This is a genomic window from [Muricauda] lutisoli (nom. illeg.) (genome assembly GCF_017313105.1).
In the GTDB taxonomy this organism is placed as follows: domain Bacteria; phylum Bacteroidota; class Bacteroidia; order Flavobacteriales; family Flavobacteriaceae; genus Flagellimonas; species Flagellimonas lutisoli.
This window is the reverse complement of sequence record NZ_JAFLND010000002.1, coordinates 205,687-217,675: the sequence shown is the minus strand read 5'-3', so window position 1 is coordinate 217,675 and position 11,989 is coordinate 205,687. Positions and strand designations below refer to the sequence as shown.

Sequence of the window (11,989 nt, the reverse complement as noted above, 5' to 3'; positions counted from 1 at the left end):
GAAGAATTATAAGTATTGTTTTGAATACAGTTTTGATATTGTTCATTATCGTGGTTACTTGGTTCTGTTTCCAGAGATTCGTCCAGTTAAGTTCGATAATTTATTTGGTTGGTTCTGTTGATAATTGATGAATACATCTTTTGGATTGATGGATTTAAGCTTGGAGGTGGATTTGATCAGTTACCGATTGAACCAATACGTAAACTTAAGCGTCAACGACCATAAATTGCCTTCGAGCGGAGCTAACTGTTCATTATTGTTAAAGACCAAAAATAAATCGGAGGCAGGGGCATAGCGCCACTGTAATCTTGAATTGATTCCGAAATTATTGCTCTGTTCGTTGTATTGGAATAGCGTGTTCCAAAATAGTTTATTGGTAAAGGTGATATCCGCTTCGGTACCCACGAGCCAAAAATCGGTTGTATACCAAGGGTCTGGCAAATCCAAGTTGTTATAACTGAGTGTGGCACCCAAACTTACGTAGGGTTGAAATCGGTAGCCCAATTGCGCATTGATATTGGTACGGTACCCACCTGAAAAATATCGGCCCAATCGGGTGGTCATATTATAGGTGAACAAACTTTTTGGGCGCGAATTGTATTGCAAATACACCCCATTCCAATGATGTTGTGTACCTGCCGCCAATTCTTCTTTTCCCGTATTGGTGGGGTCAAAAGGAGCCAAAAGCTGCACATATTCGTTAAAAACATCGACACCCAATGAGCTGCGGTCCATAAAGTTTACGGCATAGCCCACAATGGAAACATAATCCGTGGAATTCATGTTCGGGTCGAAATAATAAAAACCGGTGTATTGAGGGCCATGGCTCACTACTTTTTCACTGGCGGGCAAAAACAGATACCCTACAGAACCTTCCATTTTGATGTAGTTGTTTCGTGGCACAAACCCCACTTCGGAAGTAAAGTTTTCCGAAATGTATTCCTGCTGGACCCGCCAGTTCCACTTTCGGCTACTATAGGCTAAATGTGCACCTTGCGCAAACCCGTTGTACGAGGAATCCGGTCCGAACGATTTCAGCATAAAAACCTTCCCGTTGTATTTGTTGTCGGCAGAGGCCAAGTTATATTCCAGACCAAGGTTTCTGTTGAACTGGGTGTATTCCGTTTTCAGGCTATCGGCCAGGGCATTGTAGTCCAAGGACTCCTTGTTCACGAACATTAATCCAATGTTAGATCGGGAGAAAACCTTTTGCTGTAACGAAAGCACTGCGAAGTTCTGACTGGGCAGCCCTGTTTCGTCCACTTTGTCGGTCTGCATATCCATCAACCCCAAACGAAGGTTCCTGTTCAGGTTGCCACTTACCCTTGCCCCGGCAATAATAGGTACGCCCAAACCAATTCTACGTGAAAAAAACGGACGAATGGCATCGTACCCAAAACTGGCGAATAAATCGGCATTTTCAAGGAAAAATTGCCGTCTTTCTGGAAAAAAGAGTTCAAAACGGGTCAAATTTGCAACTTGGCGGTCCGCTTCAACTTGCGAAAAATCAGGGTTGATGGTGAGGTCCAAGTTTAATGAGGAGGTTAGACCGAGTTTTATATCACCCCCTACCTTAAATTCATCATCATACGTAATATCTTCAATGCTCGAATTGCCCACGGTTCCCAATACATAGGGAATAATGGAATAATTGAGTCCCTGTTTTGGGGGAGGATTGTCCCAGACCATTGTACCTGTGTAGGCCAAAGAGGCTGTAGGAAACTGCCTTGGAATTGGCGTCCAGCTCGATTTTTCGTTGGTGCTCAAATCCAATCTTGAAAAATTGACGCCCCATTCGGTCACATCTTTTTCGTATCGGATGGATTTAAAGGGAATGGCCATTTCCACTACCCATTTATCCTCGTAATTCTGTACTTCCGAGACCCATTTACTGTCCCAATTAAGATCTACACGGCCTCCATTGAACATGGTGCCGTCCCATTGTGCGCCATAAGCGTTTGCGCCAAAACTAAATCCTGTGGTCTGATTGTTGAAGGGGTCCATGAACAATAAAAAATTATCGTTTCCTCCAAAGGAGAAGTCCCTGCGCAGTGATTCCACCACATAGGTATTGCCCGGAGTTTTGTAAAAAGTGGCCAAAAGATATAGTTGCTTGTCATCATAGGCCATCTTTACTTCAGAGGGTTGTGTGGCCTTACGGTCGTCCATGGGCAACACCATAAAAAAGTCGTCGGCGGCTTCTGCTTTTTGCCAAGTATCCTCGTCACCGACACCATCGATGGTGAAGGTTTCGTTGGTTTTGAACAAATGTATTTTATAATCGGCATTTTTCTTTTGGGCGTATGAGAACACGCAAAAGAACATGGCAAGTGCCATGAAAACGGGGGGAAAAAAGGCTCGGTTGTTCATTGTTTGTTTAGTGCTGCAAAAGTAATAATTTACTTTCATTTTTAACAATAAAACACGAGAGCTCCTAAACTACCGGACTTATATTTTTTGAGTTTGTATTGGTTTGATTTAATTCTCCAGACTGCTGAACTCCACAAACTCGTATTGCGGTGAAGCCTCCAATAATTGGCGTAAAATAGCAGCGTGCCCATTGCCGAATATTACCAAAATACGTTCTTCGGGACTTTTGGTAATATTGATGAGCTTGGAAAAGATTCGGACATTACGGTTGTACCACCAAATGGAAAGATGGTCTGCCCCCTGGCCATCACCTGTAGCTATAGAACCTGTTAGGTATAGTCCAAAATTAAAATTGTGTCCTTCGCGAGTATTCATGGCCTTAATAAAATCCAATAGATGTACATCCTTCATTCTTTTATCCCGATAGTCAAAGTACTCCTCAGCATAATCCCAAAAGGGGTCTTCGGTTTTCCAATTTATCTTGCTCGTTAATTGCTTCAAATACATGGAATCCTGTTTGTAAAGGTCATTGCTCAACGAAGTGGCATCTATTCCATAAACGGAATCCAATCCCAGATCAGAAGCGATGCGCATACCCAGTTGGTAACGTTCGTCCCTACTGTTTCTGTGTTCACCATTCTTGTAAGCTTCGAATTTTTCCATGGTATTCCAAGAGGGCCTGGCCTCAATAACTATTTTGGTGGGTTTGAATTTTTTAATGTAGCCCACCAGTTCTTCCAATTCTGACTTTTTGGGCTCTTTCAATACATCGATTTTGTTCTCATCCGCTGTTTTAACCTCGTCCAATCCAGGAAAATCAAAATGAAAAGTACCCACAAGCAGTACTTTGGTTTTTTGAGTGGGATAAAATTCGGAAGGGGCCTTTAGTTGGTCTTGACCAAAGGAAAAGGTGGATACTAAAACGAAAAGAACAGAAAACAGGCGCATGGTTATGGTTTTCTTTTAAGGATGATGGAGCGCGCGTATTGTTACAGTGTAAATGAAATAACCTTGTCTATGTGTAAAGTTCTGGTTGGCTGAACTTATCGTAAAGGATATGATTCCCATTAACGATTTATTATATCCACCGACAATTTAACTTAGTATTTTATTATTCAAAGTACCATTGGAAATTGACCAATACCGCATACGAATTGACGGATTTTACAATTTTCCCATATCCTCGAACAAGGTCCATTCATTGGGGTCCAATAGTATGGAATCAGGTTGGTCCGTGCTTTCCAATTGGATATTTTGGCTGCGTTGGTTTATTTCTATGGTTTTGATGGTGAGTTTGCCATCTTTTACCATTCCTACTTCCAAAGGAAATCCAAATACGTGATGGTCTTGTATTTGTTCTATATTTAGATGTACTTTTCCGTTACTGTAATCCCAATTCCATTTGATCTGCGGATGTCCCTTTACAAACAACCATTGCTCAAAAAAGGGTTTTAAATCCTGGCCCGAAACTTCTTCCATGGATTTTTGGAAATCCTCACTGAGTACATTGCTGTTTTGGTATTTGTTGTAGTATGCTCGAATACCTTCCCAGAATACACCATCGCCCAGTTTATGTCGTAGCATGTTCAATACCCAACCACCTTTTTGGTAAGTGTTGGTACTCAAAACCTTCATGGGATCTTTTATGCTGAGGTCAACGATGGGAGCAGGATTTTTTCGGTAATAATCAAAAATCTCTTTTTTGTCTATCGTCAGTTCTTTTTTTCTACGGTCGTCGCCATATACGCTCTCGAGATAAAGAATGGAAAAATAAGTGGCAAAACCTTCACTGAGCCAAACATGGTTCCAGCTTTTCTCTGTGGCTGAATTACCGAACCATTGGTGGGCAATTTCGTGGGCGATCAATGGTTCCACTGTTTTGTTGCCTGTGACCGAATTTTCAAAATAGGCAATGGTTCCCGCATTTTCCAGTCCTCCCCATTGTGTTTTGGCCTGCATATTGGCCAATTTGGCGTAAGAATACGGCCCGATATGATCAATAAAATATTCAAGCACGTTTCCGGCAACCTCGTAATCACCAAAACCTTCCAAACGGTTTTGTGGATACACCCATGCCGATACTTCGATACCGTCCACATTGTCGACCAATCGCGAAGCAAATTCTGTAACGCCAATGGTCATCACTTTGGTGGCTACAGGGGCAGGTTCGTTATAAATGGTGAGCTTATAGCCGTTTTCCAAATTGCTTTCCTCCACTTTTTTACCCGTTGCCACTACATCGTAATGGTCTGGAGCGGTAATCTGGAATTCCACACTAGCCTTATCGTACGGATGGTCTACTGAGGGAAGCCAATGCCTGGCCAAGTTGGGCCAATTGTCGCCAAAAAAGGAGCGCTTGCCAAATTTGGTGGATGCTATAACCAAGCCTCTTTCGGGAACCCCTTGGTATGTAATGGTAAAGGTTTGTATCGAATCGTTGGAATTCTTCGGAACAATGTTAACCTTGTCGTCGGCGTAAGTATAGTTGGCCGGGGAATCGTTTTCCATCACCTTTGTGATTTCCATACCAAACTCACCGGATTTTTGGATAAGGTCCAAAGAAAAAGGGATCGCTCCATCCTTAAACTTAACCGTTACCTGGGTTTCCCCTTTTATTTGGTTCGATGCGTCATTTAAATGAAGGCCAAAAACATAGTTTTGGACATCTACCGATTCATTTTTGGCATAAACATCCTGTGCTACGGAAAAATGGAATAACCCTAAAAAAAGAGCTAAGTTGAGTATAATTTTTTTGGACATAAAATCAAGTTGAAAGCCGGGGGCTTAAATTTCAACCCAATTTATCCATTTTAGGCCAAAACCTTTTCCATTTTTTCTTTTATCTGCTCCAAACACAGATTACCTAAACTGCCTTCGTGGGTGTGGTCAATGTCCCGTTTTGGTTTAAAGTTGCCATTTTCTATCGCTTTGCCCATGGTCTTATAGGCATCACGGAAGGGCATACCACTTTTCACCAATTCGTTCAAGGTATCCACACTAAAGAGATAATCATATTTAGGGTCTTCCAAAATGGATTTGTTCACTTTGATTTCCTTTAGGCTGAAGGTCATCATTTCCAAACAGGCATGCATGTCCTGCAATGCGGGAACGATTACTTCCTTAACCAGTTGAAGATCCCTGTGATAACCACTGGGCAAGTTGTTCATGATCATGATCAATTGGTTGGGTACTGCTTGAATCTTATTGCACTTTGCCCTGATCAATTCAAATACATCGGGATTTTTCTTATGTGGCATAATGCTGCTCCCCGTGGTCAATTCGTTCGGGAAGGAAATAAAATCAAAATTCTGGCTCATGTACAGACAAATGTCCATGGCCATTTTGGATAGGGTAGCGGCAACACTCGAAATACCGAAAGCGGTTGCTTTTTCCACTTTTCCACGGCCCATTTGGGCGGCCACCACATTATATTTTTGCGTGGCGAATTCCATTTCAGCAGTGGTAAAACTTCTATCGATGGGGAAAGAACTTCCGTAACCCGCTGCACTACCCAATGGGTTTTGGTCTGCAACTTTATGGGCAGCTTGTACAAAGTACAGATCGTCCACCAAACTCTCGGCATAAGCAGAAAACCAAAGTCCGAACGAGGAGGGCATTGCAATTTGAAGGTGGGTGTAGCCAGGCAACAAAACGCTCTTGTGTTTGTCCGCAAGTTTGATCAGCAAATCAAAAAGTACCTTGACCTGACTTTTGATCTCTGTCAACTCATCTTTAAGGTACAATTGCATCGCCACCAAAACCTGATCGTTTCTGGAACGGGCAGAATGGATTTTCTTGCCTGTATCGCCCAATTTTTCGGTCAGCATAAACTCGATCTTGGAGTGCATGTCCTCAAAATCGTCCTCAATCGTAAATTTCCCTTTTTCAAGGTCCTTGGCGATGGCATCCAAAGCTTTTACAAGGTCTTTGGCCTCATCTTCGGAAATCAGTCCGACTTTGCCCAGCATTTTGGCGTGTGCCTTGGAGGCGATAACGTCATATTTTGCCAACACCAAATCCAATTCGCGGTCGTTGCCTACGGTAAAGTGGTCTATTTTTTTATCGGTACTGAATCCTTTGTCCCAGAGTTTCATAGTTTTTGTTTTGTCATTCCCATACAAAGGGGAATCGTATTAATTCGTTCTCGACTGCGCTCGAACTGACGGTTTATTGTAAAAATCCCGTTAGGGTTTTGATGTAAATATCTATTCCCTCTTCAATTTCGTTTACAAAGATAAATTCGTTGGCCGAGTGCGATCTTGTACTGTCACCTGGTCCCAATTTTACTGATTGACAGCTTAGAGCGGCCTGATCGGACAAAGTTGGTGAGCCATATGTTTTTCGGCCAAGGGCCAATCCGCTTTTGACCAAATCATGATCAGGATCAATGCATGATGAGTTCAAACGCAAGGAGCGAGGCGTCATTTTGCATGGTGCTTCCTTTTGTAGAATATCTGCAATTTCCTGATTGCTGTAACAATCGTTCACTCGAACATCAATGACCAGACCCACGTGGCCGGGCACCACATTATGCTGGTTACCTGCATTGATTTGGGTCGTGGTCAGTTTTACTTCACCGAGGGCATCCGAAACTTTATCGAAGGAATAATCTTTTAGCCATTGTAAAACCTCAATGGTGTTGTAGATGGCATTGTTGCCGTTGGGATGTGCCGCGTGCGAGGGCGTTCCATCGACCACTGCATCAAACACAACCAATCCTTTTTCGGCAATGGCCAAGTCCATTAAAGTGGGTTCTCCCACGATGGCCACATCAATATTTGGAAGAATGGGAAGCAAAGCTCTAATGCTTTTTTCTCCGGCATCTTCTTCCTCGCCCGTGGCAGCCATAATGATGTTATGGCTAAGGTCTTTTTTCTCATAAAAATGAACAAAAGTGGCCAATAGTGAAACCAAACAACCGCCCGCATCATTACTTCCGAGTCCGTAAAGCTTTCCATCCTCGATATGGGCATCAAACGGATCTTTGGTATAGGCACTGTTCGGTTTTACGGTATCGTGGTGGGAATTGAGCAGTAATGTTGGTTTGCTTTCATCAAAATGTTTGTTGAAGGCGTAAATGTTGTTGTGCTGCCTTTTGGTCGCTACACCAAAACCCTGAAGAAATTGCTCTATGGCATCACCTGTTTTGTCCTCCTCACCAGAGAAGGAAGGTATGCTAATGAGTTCTTTTAGCAGTTCAAGGGCTCTTTCCGTTAATATGTCCTGTGTTATTTTCATAAAGTCAATGTCGTATAATCCGAATTATCTGCTTCGAGCATATTGGTGTTTCCTACGCAAACCTTGGATACTTTGTTACGGAGTGCGTAAAAACAATTGTGCATTTTTGGCAACATGCCATCGGCTATAATACCATAGGCCAAAAGTTCGTCATATCCTTTGGAATCGATATGCTGAATTACGGAATTTTCGTCCTCCACATCTTCAAGAACTCCTTTTTTCTCGAAGCAATAATATAATGTGGTCTCAAATTGGTCTGACATGGCTATGGCCAGTTCCGCAGCAATAGTATCGGCATTGGTGTTCAACATTTGTCCTTTCCCATCGTGGGTAAGGGCGCAAAAAATTGGGGTGAACCCAGCCTGGAGTAGTTTGAAAACACCGTAGGTATTTACTATATCCACATCGCCGACAAAGCCAAAATCAATATTTTTTTTTGGTCTTTTGTGCGCTCTAATGGCATTCGCATCGGCACCGCTCATTCCAATGGCATCGGTACCTAGCGCTTGTAGCTGTGCCACTATTTTTTTACTGTACAATCCTCCGTAGACCATAAGGGCAATATCCAAGGTATCGGCATTGGTAATTCGTCTACCATTGACCATTTTGGATTCCACTCCCATTTGGTTGGCCAATTCGGTGGCTTTTTTTCCACCACCGTGAACCAAAATTTTGTTGCCGTCCATTTTAGCGAACAGGTCCAATACCTTCTTGCATCCTTCGGCATCTTCAATGAGGTTGCCGCCTATTTTTACTACGGATAATTTTTGTTTCATTTTATGTATTTATAATCCCTCCATCTATGGTAACTGCGGTTCCTGTAATCCAAGAGCTATCATCAGAAACCAAAAAAAGCACAAGTTTAGCAATATCTTCAGGCGTGCCCAACCTTTTTAACAATGTAGTCCTTTTCGCATTTTCAACAGCCGTATCAGGATTCTCGAAAGCCTTTGCGGATTCCCATAATAAAGGAGTGTCCACAGGGCCAGGACAAATAGCGTTCACTCTGATTTTTGGACCATAATCTACTGCCATTTGCTTCATTAAGGCTACGGATGCAGCCTTGGAAGCACAATAAGCTGGGTGATTTGGGAAGCTCTTAAAGGCTGCAATCGATGCATTGATCAAGATATTGCATTGTGGCTGTTCCTGTAAATGGGGGAGCGCATATTTGCAAAGGTAAAAGATGGCACTCAAATTGGTATCTATGGTGTTTTGCCAGGAATCAACAGGTAGCTCTTGAACATTGCCCAATCCAAGAACGCCAGCATTCAAAGACAAGATGTCCAGCTTACCATAAGTTTCCAGAGCTGTATCGACCAATTTTTTGTTGTAAGATGGGTCCGTGACATCCCCTGGCACAAAAACGGCATGGTCAAGACTCGTTTCTAACGCTTTGCCGCTTTCTTGGTTCCTGCCCGAAAGTACTACTTTGGCCCCTTCGGAAGAAAGCCCTTCGGCAATGGCTTTCCCCATTCCGCTCGTTGCCCCGGTCACGATACATACCTTATCCTTTAGTTTCATTTGTTCTCCAATATTTTTTTCAATACAATCTGAGCCGAAAAGACCCTGTTTTTGGCTTGTTCCACCACCAATGATTGTTCACTGTCCAATACGGCATCCTCCACTATCATGTTTCTTCTAACGGGGAGGCAATGCATGAACCTGGCCTGTCCCATTTTTTCTTTTGTAATCGTCCAATTGGTGTCTTTGCTCAGTACCTTTCCGTAGTCCGAATAGCTGCTCCAGTTTTTCACGTAGACGAAATCGGCACCTTCCAATGCTTTATCTTGGTCATACTCTATTTGACATCCTTCGGTCAATTCCGCGTTGAGTTCATAACCCTCGGGGTGCGTAATCACAAAATCGACATCCTGTAATTTCATCATCTGTATAAATGAATTGGCTACAGCATGCGGCAATGCTTTGGGGTGAGGAGCCCAGGATAAAACCACTTTAGGTTTCTTTTTCGTTTCATTCTCCTTCAAAGTAATGGCGTCTGCCAATGCCTGAAGGGGGTGCCCCACTGAACTTTCCATGTTTACCACTGGGATCGTGGCATACTTGGCAAATCCATTGATGACTTCTTCCGCTTCGTCCTTTTCCCTGTCCACCAAACCTGCAAAGGCCCTTATGGCAACAATATCGGAGTATTGGGAAACCACTTGGGCAGCTTCTTTTATGTGTTCCGAGGTGCCTTGGTCCATAATGGTTCCATCACCATATTCCAACGCCCAGCCTTCGTTCCCAAAGTTCATGATCATTACTTCCATTCCAAGATTCATGGCCGCCTTTTGCGTACTTAAACGGGTTCTGAGGCTATTATTGAAAAACAATAGACAAATTGTTTTCCGCTTGCCCAAATCTTCAAACTGATAAGGGTCTTTTTTTAGGGTTAATGCTTCGTTCACCCAATCGGGCAAGGATTCTATATCGTTGACAGATAAATAGTGCTTCATTGTAATGCTTTTTTCAGCGCTTCAAAAAATAGGTCAATATCGTTTTTGGTAATGTTCAATGCGGGCAAAAAGCGCAATAGGTTTTTGTTTTTGGCACTGCCCGTGAACATATGCTGTTCCACAATCATTTTTTTGCGTAGTGAGGCGATTTCAAAATCGAACTCCAGACCAATCATAAGTCCTTTACCCTTTACTTTTTTGATTTCAGGTATCTCTGCAGCTTTTTTCCTAAAATAGGCTCCAAGTTCGGCAGCGTTTTCTATCAGGTTTTCTTCTTCCAAAACCTCCAAAACGGCCAAACTCGCAGCACAAGCCAAATGGTTGCCACCAAAGGTGGTTCCCAAAAGTCCGTACGATGGTTTAAACGACTCGTGAATCAAAATGCCTCCCACAGGGAAGCCGTTGCCCATGCCCTTGGCTATGGAAATAATGTCGGGATCAATGCCATGGTGCTGAAAGGCAAAGAATTTACCGCTTCGACCATAACCGGATTGCACTTCATCGGCAATAAGGACTATGTTGTGTTCTTTACATTTTTTTGCAATAAACTGGAAGAATTCCGTGGTGGGCTCATCCAAACCTCCTACACCTTGAATGGCTTCTATGATCACGGCACAATAGGCATCATTTTCTATGGCTTTTTCAAATGTATCAAAATCGTTCAGCGCCAAGAAAGTGACTTCTTGTTGTTTGTTGATGGGAGCATTGATGCTCGGATTGTCCGTAGCGGCCACTGCAGCCGATGTTCTTCCGTGAAAACTATTGGTAAAGGCGATCACTTTTGACTTGCCAGTGTGAAAAGAGGCCATTTTTAGTGCATTTTCATTGGCTTCCGCCCCTGAATTGCACATAAAAAGGTCATAATCTTCACAACCGGAAAGCTCGCCCAGTTTTTGCGCGAGTTCTTGTTGTAGTGGATTTTGGACAGAGTTACTGTAAAACGCCATGTTGTCCAGTTGCTCCTTGATTCGCTTTACATAATGCGGATGCGTATGGCCAATGGAAATTACGGCGTGGCCGCCATAAAAATCCAAATATTTTTCCCCTTTATCGTCCCAGACTTCAATGCCCTTTGCCTTTACGGGAGTAACATCATATAGCGGGTATACGTCGAATAATTTCATATTTATCCCTTTCTGATTTGACTGATTTTTTCAAATGAGGATACAATTCCCCTGATCAATGATGAGCTCAAGCCTTGGTGTTCCATTTCATTCAAACCTTCAATGGTGCATCCTTTTGGCGTGGTCACGCGGTCAATTTCTTCTTCTGGGTGGCTCCCTGACTCAATTAAAAGACTGGCGGCACCGTTACAGGTATGCATGGCCAATTCCTGTGCTTCTTTTGCATCAAACCCTAGTTGAATGGCCCCTTGTGTAGTAGCGCGTATCAATCGCATCCAAAATGCAATTCCACTGGCACAAATTACCGTGGCAGCTTGCATCTGGTCTTCCGGAATTTCCATGGTATGGCCCATTCGATTGAAAATCGCTTTGGCCAGATCCACACGTTTTTTGCCGAGTTCGTTGCTACAAATACAGGTCATGGATTTGCCAACTGAAATGGCCGTGTTTGGCATACTTCGGATGATAAATTTATCCGACCCGATGATTTCCTCGATTTTAGAAATGCGGAAACCCGTGATGGTACTGATGACTACATGTTTTTCGGTCAAAAGGTCCTTGGTCTCCTCCAATATGGAGGTGAAATGACCTGGCTGTACCGCAAAAATGAGGATATCCGAATTTTTGACGGCCTCTTGGTTGTCCGAAGTAACGGTTACATTCCCGTATTTTTCAAACTCTTGAATGGATTTGGTGTTTCGTTTAGTGAGATACATGGTAGTGGCACCATTGCTGTGCAAAATGCCCTTGGCAATCGCCAATCCTAAATTCCCTGCTCCTATGATCGCTATTTTCATG

Annotated in this window: 10 protein-coding genes; all 10 read right to left on the bottom strand. The window is 43.1% G+C overall.

Annotated features, from left to right (window positions below; translation table 11 throughout):
• Positions 1–180: 180 nt before the first annotated feature.
• Complete coding sequence (locus tag J0X13_RS08310) at positions 181–2,370, bottom strand: DUF5916 domain-containing protein (RefSeq protein ID WP_207070992.1); 2,190 nt, start codon at positions 2,368–2,370, stop codon at positions 181–183.
• A gap of 108 nt (positions 2,371–2,478) precedes the next feature.
• Entirely contained in the window at positions 2,479–3,318 is an 840-nt protein-coding gene (locus J0X13_RS08305; protein WP_207070991.1) for a DUF5694 domain-containing protein, read from the bottom strand.
• Between the two features lie 216 nt (positions 3,319–3,534).
• Complete coding sequence (locus J0X13_RS08300) at positions 3,535–5,130, bottom strand: M1 family metallopeptidase (protein ID WP_207070990.1); 1,596 nt, start codon at positions 5,128–5,130, stop codon at positions 3,535–3,537.
• A gap of 50 nt (positions 5,131–5,180) precedes the next feature.
• Positions 5,181–6,464 carry an argininosuccinate lyase gene (gene argH, locus J0X13_RS08295; protein WP_207070989.1) on the bottom strand — a complete coding sequence of 428 codons (1,284 nt, stop codon included), beginning with the start codon at positions 6,462–6,464 and terminating at the stop codon, positions 5,181–5,183.
• Positions 6,465–6,537: 73 nt separating this feature from the next.
• Positions 6,538–7,608, bottom strand: a complete 1,071-nt coding sequence (locus tag J0X13_RS08290; protein WP_207070988.1) for a M20 family metallo-hydrolase — start codon at positions 7,606–7,608, stop codon at positions 6,538–6,540.
• A complete protein-coding gene (gene argB / locus J0X13_RS08285) occupies positions 7,605–8,384 on the bottom strand; it encodes an acetylglutamate kinase (RefSeq protein WP_207070987.1) in 780 nt (259 codons plus the stop codon). Before argB ends, J0X13_RS08290 begins: the two co-directional genes overlap by 4 nt.
• Before the next feature lies 1 nt (position 8,385).
• Positions 8,386–9,132 carry an SDR family NAD(P)-dependent oxidoreductase gene (locus J0X13_RS08280; protein WP_207070986.1) on the bottom strand — a complete coding sequence of 249 codons (747 nt, stop codon included), beginning with the start codon at positions 9,130–9,132 and terminating at the stop codon, positions 8,386–8,388.
• Entirely contained in the window at positions 9,129–10,067 is a 939-nt protein-coding gene (locus tag J0X13_RS08275) for a Rossmann-fold NAD(P)-binding domain-containing protein (RefSeq protein WP_207070985.1), read from the bottom strand. The genes J0X13_RS08280 and J0X13_RS08275 overlap by 4 nt, the downstream gene beginning before the upstream one ends.
• Positions 10,064–11,191, bottom strand: a complete 1,128-nt coding sequence (locus J0X13_RS08270; protein ID WP_207070984.1) for an aspartate aminotransferase family protein — start codon at positions 11,189–11,191, stop codon at positions 10,064–10,066. The genes J0X13_RS08275 and J0X13_RS08270 overlap by 4 nt, the downstream gene beginning before the upstream one ends.
• A gap of 2 nt (positions 11,192–11,193) precedes the next feature.
• Entirely contained in the window at positions 11,194–11,988 is a 795-nt protein-coding gene (gene proC / locus J0X13_RS08265) for a pyrroline-5-carboxylate reductase (RefSeq protein ID WP_207070983.1), read from the bottom strand.
• Position 11,989 lies beyond the last annotated feature (1 nt).